Origin of the sequence: Idiomarina tyrosinivorans, assembly GCF_003987475.1 — a bacterium.
GTDB classification, from domain to species: domain Bacteria; phylum Pseudomonadota; class Gammaproteobacteria; order Enterobacterales; family Alteromonadaceae; genus Idiomarina; species Idiomarina tyrosinivorans.
Window position 1 is genome coordinate 1 of the sequence record NZ_PIQH01000010.1, and the last position, 21,995, is coordinate 21,995.

The following is a 21,995-nucleotide window of genomic DNA, read 5'->3' on the forward strand; positions in this document are numbered from 1 at the left end:
AACGTTGGGGCGCGAAGCTGGGGAAAAAGTATCTCCGGCCATGGACGGCCGGAGACTAAGCGCCTCATGGATGAGCTCGAGCGGCTTTTTCCCCAGCTTCGTGAACCGGCGGGGTGCCGTGCAATGAATCTCTGAGCACCTACACACCAAGCGCCCTCCAGCCCCTCACGATGCCGACCCACCCAAGCTCATCGCCGTGGTAGAGAACAACCAATCCCAAGCCTGCCGCGAGCCGCAGCCATAAGCCGCAGTAAACAATTGCCCCTTCACGATGCCACGAGCCTAAGCTTGCGGCGGTGGTTACGGTGATCAGTCTACTAGGTTGGCTGGGATGTCTTCGCGAAGGCTTTTCCAGACTTTTGCTGAGTCGTAGCCGTATTGGCGAACTAGGTTGACTGAGTCGTTGTGGTTGCCTTGTTTGGCAAGCACTAATAACTCTTTGTAGTAATCACGCGCGAGTTCACGGGCGGCGGATGAGGAGAAGTAAAATTGGCCAATGCGCGAGTAGAGGCCACGGAAGCCGTTTAGTACAAGCACGTAAATGGGGTTGCCTGATGCCATGGCGATATCGTGATTGAGTTGGTAGTCAAACTCAGCAAATGCTCGTTCGTCATCTTCTAGTGCTTCTGCGGCACTGAGCAGTTCAACCACGCGTGCGGCATCATTGCGAATGGCCGCTCGAATATAAATGGTGCTGATATTGGTTCGCGCCGATAGCAATTGGTCGACCAATTCAGGCATACCGTCTTCGTCTAATCGGGCGAGGGTTTCTAGGATATTTAAGCCGGAGGTTTCCCAGAAATTGTTCACTCTTGTGGGCTTGCCGTGCTGAATGGTCAACCAGCCATCACGGGCTAAGCGTTGCAGAACTTCACGCAGTGTTGTTCGAGTAACTCCGATTAATTCAGACAGTTCGCGCTCAGCAGGGAGAATAGAGCCCGGAGCAAAGTGTCCGCTCCAAATCGATTTTACGATATATTCTTCTGCGAAACCCGCTGGGCTTTTGGCTTTAATGATCATATGACTGCCTGTGATGTAATGTTGCGGCAATTTTACCGCCTCGGGTGAGGTCGGACAAGTTTTGTCGAGGGCTTTTCTAAGCCTTTACCCATAGGCGCTTATCGACATTGGCTAGCAGTTCGGCTATGGTGGCAAAAAAATTATAACAGGATCATTCCATGCAGTATTTAGCAAACCTTGCTGAGCGTGCCAGTCCGTGGCGTTTGTTGTTTATTATCAGTGCCTTAGTTTTTGCGTCAGCACTCTATTTTCAGTTTGTAATGGACCTGCAGCCGTGTGTTAAGTGTGTTTATCAGCGTGTCGCTATTCTCGGCGTTGCTGCAGCAGGGCTGATTGGCAGTTTTACCTACCAATACGGTTTAGGCCGCCTCATCGCTTTTGCCCTGTGGCTGTACAGTAGTTATCAAGGGGCGGTGATTGCCTACCAACATTGGCAACTGCAAGAAACAGAAAATCCGCTGTTTGCGGTTTGTGAGAGCATTCCGAATTTTCCTGACTGGGCGCCACTGCACCAATGGCTGCCAACAATCTTCAAGCCGCAAGGGCTGTGTGGGGATGTTCATTGGTCTTTTGTTGATATGACCATGCCACAATGGACCACTGTCATATTCTCGTTGGCATTTGCCGTTGGCACAGTGCTGCTGGTTATTCGCTTAGCGAAGAAACACCAGATTTAATCATTGCCTAGAGGGAAGGTCACGATGCGATCTTCAAGATCGCCGTGAAAGTCTTTTTCGCTGGTAAAGTGCCCTATCACACTTATTCCCGCTTCGCGCATTTCTTGTTGGCTACCGTTATGCCGAAGCGGATGCCAATAGGGTAATTCCAAACCTTCTGCGAGCATACGATAGGCACAGGTTTCTGGCATAAAGTAAACATCTTCTAAATTTTCCGGCGTCAGTGTTACACAACTGGGTACACGTTGACTCCGATGCGGGTAATCGCCGCAGCGTGCGGTTGCTTTATCCAACAAATGGCACGCAATGTTGGTAGTAAAGATTTCTGGTGGATCTCGGCTATCGTCTTCGTCAATCAGTTTCAACAAACAACATTGACCACAACCGTCACAAAGCGACTCCCATTGTTCATGAGTCATGTCTTTTAATGCTGTGGTTTGCCAAAATGCTGTCATGTTTCTATTACCTTCTTATGACTACCGACGTTCAACTGAGCTGCGCCAGTGCCATTGCTTTTCTGCTGTTGCTAAACGCATGGTTAAACTTTGCCCAGCAGCCAGCGGTCCAACGCCCTGCGGGGTACCCGTCATGATCACATCACCTGGGTCAAGAGTAAAGCACTGGCTCATTTCACTGATCAAGTCTGCCATCGACCAAAGCATGTCGTCAGTACTTCCGTGCTGACGCTGCTCACCATCAATGGTCAGACTAAATTCCAACTGTTGCCAATCCAGCAGAGCATCAACATGAATAAAACGGCCTAGCGGGCAAGCGTGATCAAAGGCTTTCGCGCATTCCCACGGTTGTCCTTTGTGTTTCAGTTGTTGCTGAATATCGCGCAAGGTCAAATCTAACCCCAAACTGATACCAATGACCGCGGCCGCTGCCTGAGCTGGCGTGGCCTCAGTTAATGGTTGACCGAGTAAGAGCGCTATTTCCAGCTCATGGTGGCACTCCCCAAAGCGTTCTGGGTCTGGAATCAGCACCGATTGTTCGAAGCGCCGTAAACTTGCTTTCGGCTTCATGAATAGCAATGGTTGAGACGGAATGGGCTGCTGCATCTCGACAGCATGGGCCGCATAATTGCGGCCCACACAAATGACTTTGCCCGGCGCCAGTGAAACCGTTTCACCATCGCGCCATTGATGTTGATAGCCGTTCATCGCGGAAAGCGTATACGGTCCGACAAATAACCCACCGCGGTCACAAAGTAGGTGGAGCGGTTCCAATGCATCAACGCATCATAATTGGAATAGGCCAAATAGATGCGTCCATTTTTGTCGTCCGGAATCACTAAACTGGCTTTAATATCGTCACGTTGCGGCAGCGCACTACCGTCGTAACGGGTCACGCCAAGCTTTTGCCATTGCTGCAAACTTTTTTTCGTTTCGAGACCCGCGACCGAGGTATCAAAATCGGCAGGAATTTTCACTTGCCGCCCCCAAGTCACGTCATCGCGCCAACCCACGGAGTGTAAATAGTTGGCTGCAGAAGCGAACACATCGGGCAAACTGTTCCAAATATCCTTACGTCCATCGCCGTCATAATCTACTGCGTATTGCATGAATGAGCTCGGCATGAACTGCGTTTGCCCCATCGCGCCAGCCCATGAACCTTTCATTTGTTCAGGCGCAATATGGCCTTCTTGAATAATGGTCAGCGCGTGCCACAGTTGCTTTTTAAAAAAGGCTTCGCGGCGGCCGTCGTAAGCTAATGTCGTTAAAGCCGATACCACATCAAAGCCACCGGTAAAGTTACCAAAATTGGTTTCAATGCCCCAAAGTGCCACGATAAAACGTGGTTGCACGCCGTACTTCTCGCCAATTTCGTCCAGTAACGCTTTGTTCGCCAGGTACTTTTTACGAGCTTTTGCCGCTTTCCAGTCTGGTACAGCGCGCGGCAAATAGGTATCCAGCGTAAGTTTGAACTCTGGCTGGTTCTTATCTAACTGAACCGCGCGATGATAATACTTAACTCCGGCAAAGGCTTGTTCCAAAGTGGCCTCGGTAAAGCCTTTTTGCAACGCTTCTTGCTTTAATTTAGCGACATAATCAGGATAGTCACTAGGGGGTTGTTGCTGGCTGTCCTCGGCAAATACCGCGGTCGCTACCAAACTTAAGGTCAGTAGCATGGCTTGAAGCAATTTGCTGCTTAGCTGTTTCATTTCGACTCCTTGTTTGCCGCGGTTTTTGGCAAAGTGTTTAGCAGATTTTCAACGCTTTCCGGCATTTGTAAGTAATACCCCGGATCAGCCAGATGCTGTTGCAGTTCGTCAACTGATAACCTCGCAAGTTGCTTACGTTTGGCTAAATTAATGGTCATCACCTGCTCAGGTTGACCAAAGGCTTGGGTTAAGGTTTCCGGTAATTCAGAAAAATCTTTGCCTTGCGGCAAATACACGAAGGTATCCGCCTTTCGACGGCTACGATAGACCACGCACAGCATTGTGACCTCCATACTACGGCAGCTTATGGTGAGGGCGATTATTGTGGGCGTAAAAGCTCACGTATATCAGCACCTAGCCTAGCGTCACGCCAACCAACAAACAAGTCAGGTTTAGGTAAACGTTGCTGTTGATCGGACGAAATTTGCCAGCACCAAAACATCACATCATTAATTTGCTTGCGCGATGCGACGAAACTCGGCGGCACATTTAAGCTTTCAGCCACTTGTCCAACCCATTGCTTTATGGCTTTGAAGCAGCGTTTGTAATCAGCCATGTCGTCCAATCGTAATAAGGTGTGTTGGGGCGCCGGTAGCTGATTATAGCGCTCGCCATCCAGTACCTGCAGAATGTCTTTGCCGGAGTACTTTACCGTTGCCGGGCTGACGCCATTAATAGCACTGAGCTGCGCTAGGTTTTTTGGACATTTTCGTGCAACATCCAACAGGGCACCATCTTTCAACAGAAAGCCTAGAGGTAGATTGCGTTTACGCGCTTTGTGAAAGCGCCAAGCGGTAAGCCGTTGCAACCGCTGTAACTGTTCCATGTTGAGTTGCCACGCATTGCCAATAAACAAGTAGCGTAAATCGTCAGGAATCTGCTGAGTGCGTTTACTCACTTGCCGTTGCGATTCCTCCCAGATAAGTTCCTCTACCCCCGCTTGTCGAGCTTGGCGCAGCAATTCTGGGTAGATCGCGGCAAGATAACTGGCGTCCGCGGCGGCATAGTCTAATTGTTGCGGTGCTAACGGCCGTTTTAACCAGTTTGTTCGGGATTGGCTTTTATCCAATTCAACACCGCAAAAGTGCTCCACCAAACGGGCATAGCCCATGGCATCGCCGAGACCTAAAACGGTAGCGGCAATTTGGGTGTCAAAAATACGCTGCGGGCTATTGCCGCCGCTACAGTGATAAAACAGTTCAATGTCTTCACCGCCAGCATGCACCACAGTGGCGACTTCAGGGGCATTGACGGTATTCCACAGCGGCGTTAAATCGTTGATGGTTAATGGATCAATCACCACGGTTTCGCCATTAACGCTCAACTGCACTAGCCCTAATTCAGCATAATAGGTACGTTCACGCACAAATTCAGTATCTATGGCAATCCAATGGCAGGGCTGCTGCGCATGTAAAAACGACTCCAGCGCGGAGTCGTTATCTATTATCCGATACTGCAATAAAGACTCGGAAACCTTAATCACGCATCTTCCTCTTTACGCAGTTCCTTACGCAAAATTTTTCCGACATTGCTTTTTGGCAGTTCTTTGCGGAACTCGACCAATTTCGGAACTTTGTAACCGGTCAGATTATCCCGTGAGTAATCAATCACGTCTTTCTCGGTCAAGGATTTATCTTTACGTACCACGAACACTTTAACCACTTCTCCCGATGATTCGTGTGGCACCCCAATAGCTGCCACCTCGAGAATTTTTGGATGCGCCGCCAGCACGTCTTCAATTTCATTCGGATAGACGTTAAAACCTGATACCAGAATCATGTCTTTTTTGCGATCGACGATTTTGAAATACCCTTTCTCGTCATAGGTTGCAATATCGCCCGTAGCGAACCAACCGTCTTTAATTGCTTCGGCGGTATCTTCAGGACGGTTCAAATAACCGACCATCACCTGCGGGCCTTTAACTTGCATCTCGCCCGGTTGCCCCATTTCCACTTCCTCACCGCTATCGGCATCAACGATGCGAATGTCAGTGCTGGGTACAGGTAATCCAATGCTACCGGTGTAATGCTCAATATCGTAAGGGTTGACCGTTACCACTGGGGCGCATTCGGTTAGACCATAGCCCTCGAGCAAGCGTGATTTAGTCACTCGCTCCCAATGCTCAGCCACAGAACGTTGCACCGCCATACCGCCGCCTAGGGCAACTTTCAAATTGGAGAAGTCCAAATTTTTGAAGCCTTTGGTATTCAACAAGCCGTTAAATAAGGTATTCACTCCGGAGATCATTGAGAACCGATACTTGCCAAGCTCTTTCACAAAGCCCTGCATATCACGCGGATTGGTAATCAGGACGTTCTTTCCTCCGTGTTTGAGGAAAGTCAAGCAGTTCGCGGTTAGCGCAAAGATATGGTAGAGCGGTAAAGCGGTAATAATAATTTCTTCACCGTCACTCATTATCGGCGTTATAACCGACGAAACTTGTTCTAAATTGGCCACCATGTTGCGGTGAGAGAGCATCGCGCCTTTAGCGACCCCAGTAGTACCACCGGTATATTGTAAAAAGGCAATATCATCGCCATTCAACGCTGGTCGCTGGTAGCGATTGCCGTCACCTATCGCCAAGCAGCGATTAAAGTCGACGGTACCAGGCAATGAGAAAGACGGCACCATACGCTTGACGTATTTCACCACTACATTGACTAACCAGCGTTTCGGTGCTGGCAACAGATCGCCGATTTGGGTGGTAATAATTTTATCTAACTTCACCTCAGCACAGATCTTCTCCAAGGTGTTGGCAAAGTTTTCCAAAATAACAATGGCTTTCGCTTGGGCGTCGTTCAACTGATGCTTGAGCTCGCGAGGCGTATAAAGTGGATTAACATTCACCACCACCATGCCCGCTCGTAATACCCCATACAAGGCGACTGGATATTGCAATAAGTTTGGCATCATCAACGCCACAGCATCGCCTTTCTGTAAACCAGACTGTTGTAAGTACGCGGCAAATTCGCGACTTTTCTCGTCCAATTCGTTGAACGTTAGTTCACAATCCATATTTACATAAGCGACTTTATCGCCGTAGCGTTTTACACTTTCCTCAAAAATATCGACCAACGAAGGGTAATGGTCTGGGTCAATAGTTTCAGGTACCCCAGGTGGGTAATGTTTTAGCCAAATTTTTTCCACGTGAAAGCTCCTACGCTTTTCTCTTATTTTTGCGCAATCATCGCATATCCGACCAGTGAATCCTAGTCGTCGGCATTGATGTCTGCTAACAACTGCGCGGCAAGTTTTTGCGGCTGTTGCATGTGCACATGGTGGCCACCGCCCCAGCTTAACTGCTGCAACTGCGGCACCAAGCCTCGCCAGCGTGATAGCGCTTGCTGTAATTCAGTGAACCCAGAATCGCCAAGTATCACCGTCATCGGACACTGAATACCGGGTAAAATCGTTTCTACGTCCTCTGCTTTCATGCGGTAGGGTGAGTGGACACGAACACGCGGGTCTGCCCGCCAACGAATCTTGTCGCCCTGTTGCTGTAATCCGCGTTGCACCAATAATTCAACCAGCGACTCGGCAAAATCGGCTTTTTTGGCTCGAGCCGCGACAGCTTGGGCATATGACGCGGGTTGCCGTGCACTGGCGCCTTCAAACTGTTGCCGATGGCGAAAACTGTTACTAAGTTGTTTCAGCGCATCGCGTTCTTCGGCAATTAACAAACCAAACGCCTCTACGGTCCATAACCGTTGCACAGCCTTAGGCAATAACGCGGTGGTCACCTGCGCAATAAAGCCCCCCATAGAATGGCCCAATAAGTAGGGCTGCCAGCCTTGCTGTTTAATTAACCACCAAAGATCATAAACATAGTCAACAAAATGATAGTGTGCACCCGCAGGACGATGGTCCGAGTGTCCATGTCCAGGCCAATCAATGGCAATCAGTTGCTGCTCATCGGCTTGCCATTCACTGGCTAATGGTAGGAAACTGTTAGCATTATCGAGCCAACCGTGAAGTGCGACAATAGGCGTGTCACTAGGCTTCCCCCAAGATAAGCCACGAAGCTTACCCCAGGGTAATTGCCATTCTAGCGCCGTTGCGTGCGCCAGCGCAGATTCATACTTAGCGTCCATGCGTGGGCAACAGACGCTTAGTTTTTAGTGCTTTTCTGAGTAGGTTGCTTCTGCACTCGAACCGGCACTACGCGATAGGGATAGGGATAGGGGTAATAAGGGGAATAGAAATTGTGCCGGAACCACAATGGCGCGTAGTCAATCTCAGCCAACTGTTCGACTTCTTTTTCCCATAGGTGATAACCGCTCGCCTTAATCACTGGGTATAAATAGGTGTATTCACCGATTTTCCCTTTTTGCGGCGCTTCTAACGTCCCTAACACGGTCAAGCTGCGGCCTTTTTTATATACGGCAGGATCAACGAAGCCATCAATTAACACTAAATAGCGACCATTGGTTTGGTCTTTAACAATCGGCCGTCCCCAGCTTTTAAGTGGAAAGTTGACCATTTCGATAATGGTAAAGTCTTTGCCATTGCGCACATCGGCAATCACGCCACCCCAACGTGCAGATTGGCCAACGGTTTGCTGCGGATTTGCGGTGGCTTGCGCATAATCCACCAACGCCGCTTCGTTTTCTGTCGCAATCTCATCAGGAAACATTGAACACGCTGATAACGATAACAACGTGAAACTCATGATTAACCACTTCATAACACCACCTTAATGTTCACTTAGGCGTATAAATCGACCCCAAGCAAATGAATAATCTCGTCGCGCTGTTCAAATAACGCGACTTGCTGATAGCTCTGTACCGCCTTTTGCGCTTGCTTAGACGGTTCATCTGCGTCGATACCTAGCTGTTGCCACTGCTGCGCACGCTGTTCACTTTGCGCTTGATTGGGCAATACAATCGTTGCCGCTAGCGGCTGACGATCGCATTGCGGTGCATCTTGCTGCAACTTTTGCTGCGGTGCTTTCGCTGAGCGATTCACCGCCGAGGTTAAACCCGTAATTTGCAAAGCAGATTCCTCAGCTCTCAATCATTAGATAATGGTTATTATGGCGAGTTCCCGAAAACGACACAAGTTCATCGACCCGGTAACTTCTGCCAGGTCACTTCATTTCGCACATAAAACGGCTCCACATGCTCCGGCGCCTGCCACTGCTCTGCTGTCGCATGCTCAATAAAATCCAATAAGTCAGCCGCCAACGGCAACCGATATGCTGTCGATTGATGAATTTTTTGTTGCGGATCCAGTGCTGCAGCGTAATTGTCCCAACCGGTTCCCACGGCTTCAATATCCGCATCCACGTTAGCTAACAATTCGGCAAAACAGGCGTCACTGGGGGCCATCACTTGGGCGCCCTGAAATTCTCGTAATCGTCCCTGCTCGACAACGTAACTGGCACAATACACCTCGCTCATGCGCGCATCGATTGCCGCCGCGATGGCTTTCGCTGAACCGTCTTTAAGGGCTTGCTGCGCTAACAATGTTAAGGTGGAAACTGGCAACAGTTTCAACCCTAAACTAAACCCTAAACCTTGCGCAATTGCTAACCCGATCCGGACACCGGTAAAGCTTCCCGGCCCCACCGCAACGGCAATTCCCTGTATCGCTTTGCGACTAATCTGCGCCTGCTCTAAGAGCTCATCAATATAGCCCAAAACCTTTTGCGAATGGGTACGAGGGCTCTCACTTGTGCGACTGTAGACATTGCCATTAGCAAGCAAGGCCACTGAGCAATTCTCAGTTGAAGTATCAATTGCGAGATAACAACTCATGCCGTCATTTTTCCTCTAAAAATTGGTACGCTTGTTCGATATCTCGAGTCCGCCGCATCGGCGGCAGACTGCGTAAAAACAATTCACCATATGCTTTAGTCACTAGCCGATGATCGCAAACCACCAGCACCCCACGATCGTTGCTATCACGAATCAGCCGTCCAGCTCCCTGCTTCAGCGCTATCACCGCTTCGGGTAACTGAATAGTGGCGAACGGATTAACACCGCGCCGTCGTGCATCCTCTACTCGCGCCATTAGCAAAGGGTCGTCAGGCGATACAAAGGGCAATTTATCAATAACCACACAACGCAGCGCTTCGCCTTGTACATCCACCCCTTCCCAAAATGATGCAGTACCGAGCAAAACACCGTTTTGGCTCGCGACAAATTGCTCTAGCAACTCCCGCTTGGTGGACTCTCCTTGCACAAATAACGGCCTAGACAGACGTTCACGCAAGCCATTGGCGACCAAGTTTAGCATTCTGTGGCTAGTGAATAGCAGAAATGTGCCACCATGATTGTGAGCGATCAACCGCTCTGCCACAGGTAACAGACTATCCAGCATTTGCTTAGAGCTTGGTGGCGGTAAGTAGCGCGGCAAGCACAATAAGGCCTGATTCGGATAATCGAATGGACTGGTTAAACGCAGTGTTTGGGCATCTTCGAGGCCTAACCGTGAGGTAAAATGGCTAAAATCCTCTCCCATGGCTAACGTCGCAGAGGTAAAAACCCAGTGAATCTTTTGCTTTTCCATATATTGACGAAAGCGCTCGGCAACACTCAGTGGGGTCTGATGTAAAACCACATGCCGCGGCGTTGTCTCGAACCAAAAACTGTAGCCAGTGCGGTCGGTATCCTGTAGCTGTTGCCAACGCTGCTGGTAAAGTTGAAAACGTTCATACAAGTTGTCCAGATCTTGGCTACGACCAAGTGCAGCGCCAATCACCGATTCCAGTTGCGCTAATCGCTCGCTCAGCCGTGCAGCAAGTGTGGCAATATCGTCTTTGCTTTTCCACTCACGCCACTGCCCCCGCATCGGATCTAAGGGAAATGCCAGGCGCCAATCACGCAATTGTTGCTGGATGACCTGTGCTAATTGGTTCGCTTGACCGAGGTCTTTTAACTCGGTGGCACAAAGTTGCTGCAATTCCAGCAACATGTCCTGTAACTGTCGACTGGACACCGCTTCACCGAAATATTGACTGGCAATATCCGGCAACTGGTGAGCTTCATCAAAAACGACCGTTTGCGCCTCGGGAATTAATTCGCCGAACCCCACATCTTTCAATGCCATATCGGCAAAAAACAAATGGTGATTCACCACTACAATATCGGCTTCAAGCGCTTCTTTTCGCGCCTTAACCACATAGCAGTCTTCATAATTTGGGCAGTCGCGACCAAGACAGTTATCCACTGTACTGGTTACTTGCGGCAATACTTCAGCGTTCTCTGGCAGTTGATTGAGTTCGCCCAGGTCACCGGAGCGAGTACTATGCGACCAGCGCTGGACAGCAATCAGTTGCTTTGCGACCTCTGGGCGATAATGCTCCGGGCTTTCCGCGGCTTGTTGCATGCGATGGATGCACAGATAGTTGGCACGCCCTTTTAGCAATGCGGCGGTCTTTTTCGGCGCTAAGGTGTCGCGCAATAAGGGTAAGTCACGGTGGAATAGTTGTTCCTGCAGGTTTTTGGTGCCTGTAGAAATAATCACTTTGCCAGTTTGCAGCAAAACTGGCGCTAGATAAGCAAACGTTTTACCGGTTCCAGTTTCTGCTTCGACCACCAGCGGCTTGGCCGCAGTCATGGTTTTGGCAATAGCCTCCGCCATCTGTTGCTGAGCTTGTCGAGGTTGAAACTGTGGTAACGCTTTGGCTAGGGTTCCACCGGGCTGGAATACCGCGGCAATCGCGTCGCTCGCAACAGCCATAAATAGGTCACTACTCTTGGTTAATCACTCACCCCGGCAGTATCGCACAAGCGCTATGGCAATGCGAGCCAAGCAAACTAAACGTAGGTATCGATATGGCGTCCACGATCCTGTTCTGCGGCGCCATCTGGCTCAGTTTCAATACCCTCTTCTGCAGACGCTGGAGATGCCTGCGGGTCGGACTGCTGTTGTTGCGGATGTTGATGTTTGCTGTTGTGTTCAAGATCCTCTTGTACAGTACTGCGTTCATCGTCTCGCACTTGGTCAAGACGTTGCTCACGAACCACTTGATTGACCCGCATTAGCTCACGATCGCGATCGACCGGATTACGGATGTCACGAGGCATCAATGGAATCATTGCATCAAAGTTTGCCATTGCTGTCGGTACCTATCAGGGTTGGCTATACAAGCACTGATTAAATTCTAACCAGTTATCGGCAAAAATCCCAATAAATTTAGGGTTGCAATTCTCTGCGAGACCGATAATATACTATACAACTTTGACTTGTATACTTTGCTAAAAGTTCAAAACAGGAGACAGCCATGCGTCGACATCATCATTTGCACCATATTTTAATGGCCCGCGGCTAGCCTGTATTCTTTTTTTTAGGCAAGCCGAGGCCTTCGGCTTGCCTTCCTGGTTATCTATACAACCTCTGGGAGGCAACTCTCAGAGGTTTTTTAATTTTTGGAGCAAACATGACATCTCGACTGACGATTGCAATACAAAAATCGGGACGCCTCAGCAAAGAGTCGTTGGCACTGCTGAAAGCTTGTGGTGTGAAATTTTCCATCAACGATGCACGCTTAATCGCTCACAGTACCAGTCATAATATCGACCTGCTTCGCGTCCGTGATGACGACATTCCCGGGTTGGTTATGGATGGCGTCGTTGACTTAGGGCTGGTTGGCGAGAATGTTCTCGAAGAGGCGCGCCTTGAGCGCGAGGCAACAGCAATGAATGCCAACTTCGTCGCTCTCCGTTCCCTCGAGTTTGGTCACTGTCGACTGTCGCTCGCGGTACCAAAAGAGGCGCAAGAGCGTGGTCTTGCTCAACTCAATGGTGCGCGCATCGCGACCACCTACCCGCGCTTATTGCAACGCTACTTGCAACAACAGCAAATTGCGGCGCGCAGCGTCGTCCTCACCGGTTCTGTCGAAGTCGCGCCGCGCGCGGGACTTGCCGATGCGGTCTGTGATTTGGTTTCCACCGGGGCCACGTTAGAAGCGAACGGTTTAGTGGAAACCGACGTCGTGTTCCGCTCACAAGCGCAGTTAATTCAAACGGCGGAACTCAGCGATCCCAACAAACTGGCATTAATCAATCAATTATTACCACGCGTTGATGGCGTGCAATTAGCCAAAGAAAGTAAGTACATCATGTTGCACGCACCGAAACCGCGGATCGATGAGGTCATCGCCCTTTTGCCCGGTGCTGAAACGCCAACCCTATTACCGCTAAGCCACACTGATCAACAAGTTGCCGTACACATGGTGAGTACCGAAACGCTGTTTTGGGAAACCATGGAAGATTTAAAGGCGCTGGGGTGCAGCTCTATTTTAGTGCTCCCGATTGAAAAAATGATGGGGTAATTATGTCGAACACGAATATGCCAGAAATCAATCCGCCGACAGCCGCTGCTAAAATGCTAACAATCCCATCCATTGCCGTGCAGCAGTGGCAGGGATTAGGTCAATCAGCGCAACAACAACTGTTGCAGCGTCCGTTGGCCGAACAAGACTCGGCCTTAAAACAACAAGTGCAAACGATTTGTGAAGCGGTCAAAACGGGTGGCGATAAAGCCTTACTCGGCTATACCCAGAGCTTTGACTGCGCAACATTAACGGAGCTTGCTGTAGCCCCTGAACAAATCGCTAGTGCCGAGCAAGCTGTGAGCGCAGATGTGCGCGCTGCTATCGACGCAGCGTACGCTAACATTTACGCGTTTCATCAACGCCAACAGCCGCGTGATATCGTGGTTGAAACACAACAAGGCGTTACCTGTGAACAGCGTTTCGCCGCACTCGATGCGGTAGGATTGTACGTTCCCGGCGGCTCAGCAGTATTACCCTCTACTGCGTTGATGTTGGGTATTCCGGCGCAGCTTGCCGGTTGTCGTCGCGTAGTTTTGGTATCGCCTCCCTCTGCCTCCGGTGAACTGCCAGCAGCTCTGCTGTATGCGGCCAAACGCTGCGGCATTAGCGAGATTTATCGTTGCGGTGGCGCGCAAGCGATCGCAGCCCTCGCCTATGGCACTGAAAGCATTGCGTCAGTTGATAAAATCTTCGGCCCAGGCAATCGTTACGTTACCCAAGCCAAGCAATATATTGCTAATTCCGTTGCCGGTTGCAGCATCGATATGCCAGCCGGACCGTCAGAGCTGATGGTGATTGCTGATAGCCGCGCGAACCCGCGTTATATCGCTGCAGACCTGCTCTCGCAAGCGGAGCACGGCGCTGACTCGCAGGTGCTGTTGCTCACCCCCAGTTTAGCGCTAGCCGATGCGGTTGTGAGCGAACTACGGCAGCAAGTGGGCTCGCTGTCGCGTGCCGACATTGCCGCACAAGCGTTAGCAAATAGCCGTATTATCTTGGTCAATGCAATCCAACAAGCGATAGAAATTAGTCAACGCTATGCCCCCGAGCACTTATCGTTGCAACTGGAGGATGCCGAACAGTGGTTGCCGCAACTCACCCGTGCGGGTTCAATTTTTGTCGGCGACTATACCCCAGAGTCGGGGGGGGATTATGCCACTGGTACTAATCACGTTCTGCCCACCAATGGTTATGCGAAAAGCTTTAGTAGTCTTGGCTTAACCGACTTCTACCGTCGTTATACCGTACAAACCGTTACCGCAGATGGGCTACGTCAACTAGCCCCGACGATTACGACCTTGGCAAACTTAGAGGGCCTCGATGCGCATGCTCGTGCGGTGAGTATTCGCGTGGAGGAACGCTCATGAGTATCATCGACCGATTGCAACGCCAACACTTAAAAGCCCTTACACCCTATGCTTCAGCAAGGCGCGAAGCACAACGAGGAAGTTGCTGGCTAAATGCTAACGAGTCACCCTTTGCACCAAGCGTAGAGGGTGCTGAGACGCAATTGAACCGCTACCCAGACTTTCAGTCGCTAACGCTAAACCAACAGTTCGCCGACTACTGTGGTGTGCAGCCACAACAATTGCTGAGCTGCCGCGGTGCCGACGAAGGCATTGATCTATTGCTTCGGGCCTTTTGTGAACCGGGAATAGACCGCATTGTGATTACCTCGCCAACCTATGGCATGTACCAAATTGCTGCGCAAAGTTACGCGGTTGAGGTGGTTGATGTGCCGTTGCAAGGCCCACAGTGGCAGCCTGATTGCGACGCTGTTATCGCGGCGGCGAAAAGTGCTAAATTGGTATTCCTTTGCCAACCCTCTAATCCGCTCGGCGCCGCGATTGAAGCCGAGGTGTTAGAGCACCTCATTCGCGAATGCGACAACACTATGGTGGTGGTTGATGAAGCCTACTTTGAGTTTAGCGACCAGCAGAGTGCTACAAACTGGCTGCAGAAATACCCTAACTTAGTTGTGTTACGCACGTTGTCCAAGGCATTTGCGCTTGCGGGAGCACGCTGTGGCTTTGTTGTTGGTAGTGCCGAATTGATTGGCTTACTGAGCAAGATCCTAGCTCCATACCCGCTACCCGTTAGCAGCCTTAGGCAAGCACAGCAGGTTACCGCACCAGCAGCAATCACAGCCATGCAGCAACGCGTTAGCCTGCTATTGCAACAACGGCAACGGTTACAGCAATGGTTCAGCCAGCAACCAGGATTTGCCCTGCTGAGTGCCTCAGAAACCAACTTTTTGTTAGTCGCTCACCGACAAAGCGCGACGATTCAACAGTACTTAGCCGAGCGAGGCATTGTTGTGCGCAATCAATCGAAACAACCTGGACTGCCGGCTTGCCTGCGCTTTACGGTCGGTTCAGCAGACGAAAATACGCAACTGTTAGCGGCCTTGGCTGCCTACCAAAATAGCGACCAATGTATGGGAGAAGTACAATGACACAGGCTCAAAGAACGCTGTTCATTGACCGCGATGGCACCTTGGTAAAAGAACCGCCAATCGACAAACAACTCGACAGTCTGGAAAAATTTGCATTGGAGCCAGGCGTGATCCCAGCGCTACTGAAATTACAAGCCAGTGGTTACCGCTTAGTCATGGTGTCTAACCAAGACGGTCTGGGCACGGCATCATTTCCGCAAGCAGATTTCGATCCGCCGCAACAACTGCTGTTGGATATTTTAGCCTCGCAGGGCATCCAGTTTTCCGCTATCTATATTTGCCCGCATTTTGCCGAACAAGACTGCTCATGTCGCAAACCTCGGCTCGGTTTAGTCAGCGATGAGTTGCAACAGGGCTTAATTGATTTTCGCGACTCATGGGTGATTGGCGACCGCGAAACTGACATCCAATTCGCGCAAAATATGGGCTTACCCGCTCTGCAATACGACCGCGAGCAATGCAACTGGGAACAGATTTGTGAACAATTATTGCTTCGCCCTCGCGTCGCTGAGCAACAACGCAATACCAAGGAAACCCAGATTCGGGTAAAACTGAACCTTGACCGTAATTCAGGCAGCGAGATTAGCACTGGGATTGGTTTCTTTGACCACATGTTAGAGCAAATAGCCGCTCACTCAGGTATTCAGTTACAACTGCAGGTGCAAGGCGATCTACACATTGATGATCACCACAGCATTGAAGACACCGCCATTACCCTCGGTTTGGCATTGCGCCAGGCATTGGGGAATAAGCGCGGTATCCAGCGGTTTGGGTTCGTTCTGCCAATGGACGAGTGCCGTGCGGAATGCGTGTTAGATCTTTCCGGACGTCCGTACTTGCAATGGCAAGCTGAGTTCAGCCGTGTCACCGTAGGGGGTTTGGCAACAGAAATGGTGGAGCACTTTTTCCGCTCCTTGGCTGATGCTGCGCAACTCACTTTACACCTTTCAACGACCGCGGGTAATACCCATCACCAAGTCGAAAGTCTCTTTAAAGTGTTTGGTCGGGCTCTCGGCCAAGCGATCAAGAGCAATGGCTCTGATGCCATGCCATCGACGAAAGGAGTGTTATGATGGACGTTGTCATCGTCAATACCGATTGCGCTAATTTAGCCTCGGTGAAATACGCACTTGAACGGCTCGGCATTACGCCGACAATTAGCGACGATAGTGCGCGGATCAAGCAGGCAGATAAGGTCATTTTACCGGGTGTCGGCAGTGCCCGTGCGGCCATGCGTAACCTGCAGCAAAAGCAACTGGTGGAGCCACTCCAGCAGTTAACCCAACCCGTGCTTGGTATTTGCTTGGGGATGCAACTACTGGGGCTGCGTTCGGCTGAGGGAGATGTTGACTGCTTAGGCGTGATTCCGTGCATAACCGAACGCCTAGCGTGCGCCAATTTGCCATCGCCACACATGGGCTGGAACCAACTACTCGCCACCCGCGAACACCCATTAACGAAATCGTTAACCGCACCAAGCTATTGCTATTTTGTGCACAGTTATGCCGTACCCGTGGGCGATTACACCTTGGCCACCAGCAGTTATCCGCAACCGTTTTCGGCAATGATTGGCGCTAATAATTTTTACGGTATGCAATTTCACCCTGAACGCTCAAGTGCTGTTGGAGAGCGTTTACTCGCCGACTTTTTAGCAATGGAGGCCGCATGATTCCCGCGTTAGATCTTATAAACGGTCGCGTTGTAAGGCTCCAGCAAGGGGACTTTAGCCAACAAACAACTTACAGCGAGACGCCTTTAGCCATCGTTCAGGACTATATTGCGCAAGGCGCAAGCTATCTGCACTTTGTTGATCTCGATGGGGCTAAGAATCCGAATAACCGTCAGCGTCAGCTGTTGGCACAGATTGCCAAAGCCTGTTCAGTGCCTTGCCAAGTTGGCGGTGGTGTGCGACGACAAGAGGACATCACTGAATTATTAGCGTTAGGATTCGAGCGGGTTGTGGTTGGTTCCGCCGCGGTTAAGCAGCCGCAAACGTTTCTCCAATGGCTGCAGCATTTTGGTGGTGAACGCATTGTTCTTGCACTTGATGTCAACGTGATAGACGGTCACCCCATGGTCGCCACCGATGGTTGGCAAAGTACCTCGTCAGTTAGTATCGAGGAAGTTTTGCCGGCATTTATCGACAATGGCGGCACAACCGTATTATGCACCGACATCAGCCGCGATGGCATGCTCAGCGGCGCCAATTCTGAACTCTATAGCGACTTAGTGGCACGCTACCCAAAACTAAACTGGCAAGCCTCTGGTGGTGTGCATTCCTTGGCTGACCTTGCGCAACTTAAAGGGATTGGCTGCAGCGGTGCGATTTTGGGTAAATCACTGTTAACGGGTGCATTCACAGTGAAGGAGGCAGTTTCATGTTGGCAAAACGCGTAATCCCGTGTTTGGATGTTCGTGCGGGGAGAGTCGTTAAAGGTGTGCAATTTCGTGATCACCAAGATGTTGGGGGTATCGTTGAATTGGCTCAGCGCTACCGCGACCAAGGTGCCGATGAACTGGTATTTTACGATATTACGGCGTCTGCCGATGGCCGCGTTGTTGATAAAAGCTGGGTCGAACGGGTTGCCCGTGAAATTAACATTCCTTTTACCGTCGCCGGCGGTATTCGCAGCCTTGCTCAGGCCCAACAATTGCTAGCCATGGGCGCCGATAAAATATCCATTAATTCGCCAGCACTCAGCAATCCTGAATTGGTCAATCAACTCGTCGATGAGTTTGGCCAACAGTGCGTGGTTGTCGGCATTGATAGCTATTACGATGCTGAGCAACAACGCTACGTGGTGTACCAATTTACTGGCGATGAGAAACGCACGCAAGCGACCACGTGGGCAACCGCAGACTGGGTGGCTGAAGTGGTCGACCGAGGAGCCGGTGAAATCGTGTTAAATTGCATGAATCAAGACGGTGTACGGCGCGGCTACGATATTCAACAATTAGCAGATATTCGGCAGCGTTGTGCAGTCCCATTGATAGCGTCTGGCGGTGCAGGTAGCGCTAACGATATTGTTGAGGTGTTTAAGCAGTGCAATGTCGATGGTGCGCTAGCCGCGTCCATTTTTCACCGCCAACAATGCACCGTAGCTGAGGTCAAGCAAGCGATGCAAACCCACAGTATCCCAGTGCGCTGGTAAGGACAAACGATGCAAGTAACGCTAGATAATTACGCCGAGTTGGCTTGGCAAAAGATGCAACAACAACTGCCCTGCATTGTTCAGGATAGCTTAACTGGGACTGTGCTAATGCAGGGGTATGTGACCCCCGAAGCGGTCGCTGAGACCCTACAGAGCGGCTGGGTAACATTTTTCAGTCGTAGCAAACAACGGTTATGGACCAAAGGAGAGCAATCGGGCAACCGACTGCAACTGGTGTCACTGCACAGTGACTGTGATAACGACAGTTTACTGGCCTTAGTCGAGCCCTTAGGACCTACCTGCCATTTAGGCACTAACAGTTGCTTTGCCGAGGCTAGTGCGCCGCTGCTGCAACAGTTAGAACAAACCATCGTCCAGCGCCAGCAACAAGCCAGCAGCGCGAGCTATACCGCCAAGCTGTTGCAGCAAGGCATTAACAAGGTGGCGCAAAAGGTCGGCGAAGAAGGCGTCGAAGTCGCATTAGCTGCGGTAGCGGAAGATCGCGACGCCTTGCTCAATGAAAGTGCCGATCTATTGTTTCACTTGCTACTGGCTTTGCGAGCCCGCGACTGCGAGTTAAAGGACGTGTTGGCGGTTCTTGCCGAACGCCGTCGTTGACCTGTTCTACTAGCCTTCTTCATTAAGCTGGTGTCGAAATGCGGCGGTTTGGTAGTCGCGTATCACCCGTTTCAGACGCCAGCTTAGCAATACTGCTGCACAACTGAGTCCGGCGATAAAGCCAATCCACATGCCGGCGGCTCCCAACGCCGATACGAGCCAATCACTGCGTGCCAGTATAATGCCAACCACCAAACCAAACGGCCAATAGGATACAAAGGTAATCAGCATCGCCGCTTTGGTGTCTTTATAACCGCGCAACGTCCCCATAGAGATGGCTTGGAAGGTGTCAGAAATAGTGAAAATTGCGGCGAGTCCCATCAATTGTGCCGCCAAATGAATGATTGCCATGTCGTCAGTATAGAAGCCCGCTAACCAACTTCCCAGTAACCACATGGCTAAGCCGTTAACCGTCGCGAAAGTCATGCCAAACAATAATGCGACCTGATGGCTGACTTTAGCATTATCGGGATTGCCCGCGCCTAACGCGAAGCCGACCCGCAAAGTAACCGCCATGGACAGGCTTAGCGGCACCATATACACCAAAGACGAGATATTTAACGCAATTTGATGGCTGGAAACCACCGTAGGTCCTAACGGGGCAATAACTAGGGCGGCGGCAGCAAACAAACTCACCTCAAAAAATAGCGACATCGCTATCGGAAAACCAATTCGAATGAGGTACACCACGTCGTCCCAGCTAGGCCAGTAAAATGTCGCAAATAATTGCAGCGACTGAAAGCGCCGAGCCACTACCACATAACCCAACAGCGACAATGCCATTCCCCAGAACACCAGGGCTGTCGCTAGGCCACAACCGGCACCGCCCAATGCGGGCATACCCCAATGACCATAAATAAACGCATAGTTTGCAGGAATGTTGATCAACAAACCGACAAAGCCAATCACTAGCGATGGCATGGTGTGCGATAACCCCTCACAAAAGTTTCTTAGTACCACGTACAGCACAAACCCGGGCACCCCCCAAGCCACGTACCCTATATAGGCCAAAGTCACTTGCCGGAACTCCGGCTCTACCTGCATCACATCCAATAACCATGGCGACAACATCAGTCCCGCTAAACTCACCACGCCGCCAAGGACACAGGTATAAAAGCCTTGCTGCAACATATTGGCGAGTTGGTGATACTTTTTCGCACCATGCAGATTAGAGACCACCGGCGCCAATCCCATCGCTAAACCAAATACCAACAGTGTCACCGGAATCCAAATGCTCGAACCAACCGACACTGCAGCGAGGTCTATTGCGCCTTTTTGTCCGGCCATCACCGTATCAACCACGCTCATTAAGGTCTGGGTTAACTGCGCGATTAGGATGGGTCCGGTCAACCGGGCCAACTTTTTCATTTCCGGCGTACTGCGGCGCCACCAACTACTCATTCATTATCCTCGTAATATATCGACTACAACGCTGAGTGCAGCCGCCAAAGCACTGACTTCATCGGCGCTGTTATGCAACCCCGGCGCAATGCGGATGCACCCCGATAGCTGCCAATGCTGCATTAGTGGTTGTGCACAATGGCTACCCGCGCGAACCGCAAAGCCCTGTTGATCCAGTGCCCAAGCGAGTTCCTGAGGGTGCACCCCGGCGAAGGTTGCACTCAATAACGGCAGCGTATGTTGTGCCGTTGGCGCTAAAATGTGGCTTCCCGCAATATTATTAATGGCGTCATAGAGCTGCTGCCGAAAGCCGTGCAACCGTTGCTGTTGTTTAGGTTGTTTTGCCAACCACTGAAGCGCTGCCGTCAATCCCGCAGCAGCCACAACATTAGGCGTTCCCGCTTCAAACCGACGAATATCAGAAACGGCCTGGAAGCTATCTGTGGTAACGCTTTCTACCATCCCCCCACCTAGAATCACTGGCACTAACCGTCGCTGCATTCGCGCCGAAAGATAGAGTCCCGCAATTCCTGTCGGGCCATAACATTTATGCCCAGAAAACACCCAGGCATCGACATTCTCGGTCGCTATACCGTTATCAAGGTGGGCGGCCAATTGCGCACCATCAACAATAGTCACAGCACCCGCTGCACTAGCTCTGGATAACAATGGCGCTAGGTCAAACACCACGCCACTCACATTCGATGCAGCCGATACCGCCACGAGCGCGGTATTGCTATCAATATAGGCTGTAGGATTGCGCAATTCGCCCGTATCTGCAGCAACTGGAATAACACGAAACTCAGCGCCACGACGCTGACATAAGCGCTGCCACGGCAACCAGTTAGCGTGATGCTCTGCAGCGCTAACCACAACATTCTGGCCGGCACTGACAGTACCTTCCAAACCTAACGCCAGAAGATTAAGTGCTTGCGTTGACGAGGTTTGTAGGCTGATATTCTCCATTTCGACCTGCAGGTGTGTTGCAACCTGTTGTCGACAGCCTTCCCATACATCGGTGGCAGCGCTCGCTAACTGGTGAGAACCGCGGTGAGCATTCGCATGTGCATGCTCCCAATAGGCGTGCTGAGCAGCGATCACAGATTCCGGTAATTGACACGTCGCCGCGGTATCAAAGTACTTAATTGTGGGGTGATTGGTTTGGAATGGAAAACTCATGCTAACCCTCAGGCATTGTGCCTGCCAAAGCAGTACTTCGACCTGCAGC

The 21,995-nt window shown here is 50.9% G+C and carries 24 protein-coding genes; 9 read left to right on the forward strand and 15 right to left on the reverse strand.

Annotated features, from left to right (window positions below; all coding sequences use genetic code 11):
* Nucleotides 1-309: 309 nt before the first annotated feature.
* A complete protein-coding gene (gene fadR, locus CWI84_RS10350) occupies nt 310-1,020 on the reverse strand; it encodes a fatty acid metabolism transcriptional regulator FadR (protein ID WP_126842520.1) in 711 nt (236 codons plus the stop codon).
* Between the two features lie 158 nt (nt 1,021-1,178).
* On the opposite strand from fadR, the gene dsbB reads away from it, so the two are divergent.
* Nucleotides 1,179-1,697 carry a disulfide bond formation protein DsbB gene (gene dsbB, locus CWI84_RS10355; protein WP_126842521.1) on the forward strand — a complete coding sequence of 173 codons (519 nt, stop codon included), beginning with the start codon at nt 1,179-1,181 and terminating at the stop codon, nt 1,695-1,697.
* On the opposite strand, the gene CWI84_RS10360 is transcribed toward dsbB, so the two are convergent.
* The 12 genes from CWI84_RS10360 to CWI84_RS10415 all read right to left on the reverse strand — a co-directional run bounded on the left by CWI84_RS10360 (nt 1,694) and on the right by CWI84_RS10415 (nt 11,921).
* The gene (locus CWI84_RS10360) at nt 1,694-2,152 is read right to left on the reverse strand and encodes a YcgN family cysteine cluster protein (RefSeq protein ID WP_126842522.1); all 459 of its coding nucleotides are present in this window, start codon (nt 2,150-2,152) and stop codon (nt 1,694-1,696) included. The two genes, dsbB and CWI84_RS10360, sit on opposite strands and share 4 nt — an antisense overlap.
* Before the next feature lie 21 nt (nt 2,153-2,173).
* The gene (locus CWI84_RS10365; protein WP_126842523.1) at nt 2,174-2,860 is read right to left on the reverse strand and encodes a fumarylacetoacetate hydrolase family protein; all 687 of its coding nucleotides are present in this window, start codon (nt 2,858-2,860) and stop codon (nt 2,174-2,176) included.
* Nucleotides 2,857-3,861, reverse strand: a complete 1,005-nt coding sequence (locus tag CWI84_RS10370) for a lytic murein transglycosylase (protein WP_126842524.1) — start codon at nt 3,859-3,861, stop codon at nt 2,857-2,859. The genes CWI84_RS10365 and CWI84_RS10370 overlap by 4 nt, the downstream gene beginning before the upstream one ends.
* Nucleotides 3,858-4,142, reverse strand: a complete 285-nt coding sequence (locus CWI84_RS10375) for a YcgL domain-containing protein (protein ID WP_126842584.1) — start codon at nt 4,140-4,142, stop codon at nt 3,858-3,860. The genes CWI84_RS10370 and CWI84_RS10375 overlap by 4 nt, the downstream gene beginning before the upstream one ends.
* A gap of 38 nt (nt 4,143-4,180) precedes the next feature.
* Nucleotides 4,181-5,344 carry a ribonuclease D gene (gene rnd / locus CWI84_RS10380; RefSeq protein ID WP_198674516.1) on the reverse strand — a complete coding sequence of 388 codons (1,164 nt, stop codon included), beginning with the start codon at nt 5,342-5,344 and terminating at the stop codon, nt 4,181-4,183.
* On the reverse strand, nt 5,341-7,008 hold the full coding sequence (gene fadD / locus CWI84_RS10385) for a long-chain-fatty-acid--CoA ligase FadD (RefSeq protein ID WP_126842525.1): 1,668 nt from the start codon (nt 7,006-7,008) through the stop codon (nt 5,341-5,343). Before fadD ends, rnd begins: the two co-directional genes overlap by 4 nt.
* Nucleotides 7,009-7,070: 62 nt before the next feature.
* Nucleotides 7,071-7,952 carry an alpha/beta fold hydrolase gene (locus tag CWI84_RS10390; RefSeq protein WP_126842526.1) on the reverse strand — a complete coding sequence of 294 codons (882 nt, stop codon included), beginning with the start codon at nt 7,950-7,952 and terminating at the stop codon, nt 7,071-7,073.
* Between the two features lie 17 nt (nt 7,953-7,969).
* Nucleotides 7,970-8,545, reverse strand: coding sequence for a Slp family lipoprotein (locus tag CWI84_RS10395; RefSeq protein ID WP_126842527.1), 576 nt, complete (start codon nt 8,543-8,545; stop codon nt 7,970-7,972).
* 20 nt (nt 8,546-8,565) lie between these two features.
* The gene (locus CWI84_RS10400) at nt 8,566-8,853 is read right to left on the reverse strand and encodes a hypothetical protein (protein ID WP_126842528.1); all 288 of its coding nucleotides are present in this window, start codon (nt 8,851-8,853) and stop codon (nt 8,566-8,568) included.
* Nucleotides 8,854-8,921: 68 nt separating this feature from the next.
* A complete protein-coding gene (gene tsaB / locus CWI84_RS10405; RefSeq protein ID WP_126842529.1) occupies nt 8,922-9,617 on the reverse strand; it encodes a tRNA (adenosine(37)-N6)-threonylcarbamoyltransferase complex dimerization subunit type 1 TsaB in 696 nt (231 codons plus the stop codon).
* 4 nt (nt 9,618-9,621) lie between these two features.
* A complete protein-coding gene (locus tag CWI84_RS10410) occupies nt 9,622-11,544 on the reverse strand; it encodes a DNA repair helicase YoaA (RefSeq protein WP_126842530.1) in 1,923 nt (640 codons plus the stop codon).
* 77 nt (nt 11,545-11,621) lie between these two features.
* Complete coding sequence (locus CWI84_RS10415; RefSeq protein ID WP_126842531.1) at nt 11,622-11,921, reverse strand: hypothetical protein; 300 nt, start codon at nt 11,919-11,921, stop codon at nt 11,622-11,624.
* Between the two features lie 323 nt (nt 11,922-12,244).
* Between CWI84_RS10415 and hisG the strand changes: the two genes are divergently transcribed.
* Genes hisG through hisIE form a run of 8 tightly spaced genes read left to right on the forward strand, consistent with a single transcriptional unit; the run spans nt 12,245 to nt 19,366 of the window.
* Nucleotides 12,245-13,138, forward strand: a complete 894-nt coding sequence (gene hisG / locus CWI84_RS10420; RefSeq protein WP_126842532.1) for an ATP phosphoribosyltransferase — start codon at nt 12,245-12,247, stop codon at nt 13,136-13,138.
* 53 nt (nt 13,139-13,191) lie between these two features.
* Entirely contained in the window at nt 13,192-14,508 is a 1,317-nt protein-coding gene (hisD, locus tag CWI84_RS10425; RefSeq protein ID WP_126842586.1) for a histidinol dehydrogenase, read from the forward strand.
* Complete coding sequence (gene hisC / locus CWI84_RS10430; RefSeq protein WP_126842533.1) at nt 14,505-15,596, forward strand: histidinol-phosphate transaminase; 1,092 nt, start codon at nt 14,505-14,507, stop codon at nt 15,594-15,596. Before hisD ends, hisC begins: the two co-directional genes overlap by 4 nt.
* Nucleotides 15,593-16,669 carry a bifunctional histidinol-phosphatase/imidazoleglycerol-phosphate dehydratase HisB gene (gene hisB / locus CWI84_RS10435; protein WP_126842534.1) on the forward strand — a complete coding sequence of 359 codons (1,077 nt, stop codon included), beginning with the start codon at nt 15,593-15,595 and terminating at the stop codon, nt 16,667-16,669. Before hisC ends, hisB begins: the two co-directional genes overlap by 4 nt.
* A complete protein-coding gene (gene hisH, locus CWI84_RS10440) occupies nt 16,669-17,265 on the forward strand; it encodes an imidazole glycerol phosphate synthase subunit HisH (protein WP_126842587.1) in 597 nt (198 codons plus the stop codon). Before hisB ends, hisH begins: the two co-directional genes overlap by 1 nt.
* Complete coding sequence (gene hisA / locus CWI84_RS10445) at nt 17,262-17,993, forward strand: 1-(5-phosphoribosyl)-5-[(5-phosphoribosylamino)methylideneamino]imidazole-4-carboxamide isomerase (RefSeq protein WP_126842535.1); 732 nt, start codon at nt 17,262-17,264, stop codon at nt 17,991-17,993. The genes hisH and hisA overlap by 4 nt, the downstream gene beginning before the upstream one ends.
* Nucleotides 17,975-18,748, forward strand: coding sequence for an imidazole glycerol phosphate synthase subunit HisF (hisF, locus tag CWI84_RS10450; RefSeq protein WP_126842536.1), 774 nt, complete (start codon nt 17,975-17,977; stop codon nt 18,746-18,748). The genes hisA and hisF overlap by 19 nt, the downstream gene beginning before the upstream one ends.
* 9 nt (nt 18,749-18,757) lie before the next feature.
* Nucleotides 18,758-19,366 (forward strand): bifunctional phosphoribosyl-AMP cyclohydrolase/phosphoribosyl-ATP diphosphatase HisIE, encoded by a 609-nt coding sequence (hisIE, locus tag CWI84_RS10455; RefSeq protein ID WP_126842537.1) that lies wholly within the window; start codon nt 18,758-18,760, stop codon nt 19,364-19,366.
* 9 nt (nt 19,367-19,375) lie between these two features.
* Here the strand turns inward: hisIE and CWI84_RS10460 are convergent, their stop codons facing one another.
* Nucleotides 19,376-20,767: an MATE family efflux transporter gene (locus CWI84_RS10460; protein ID WP_241968779.1), complete on the reverse strand. Its 1,392-nt coding sequence runs from the start codon at nt 20,765-20,767 to the stop codon at nt 19,376-19,378.
* A gap of 3 nt (nt 20,768-20,770) precedes the next feature.
* A complete protein-coding gene (locus tag CWI84_RS10465) occupies nt 20,771-21,946 on the reverse strand; it encodes an aminotransferase class V-fold PLP-dependent enzyme (protein WP_126842538.1) in 1,176 nt (391 codons plus the stop codon).
* Between the last annotated feature and the right edge of the window lie 49 nt (nt 21,947-21,995).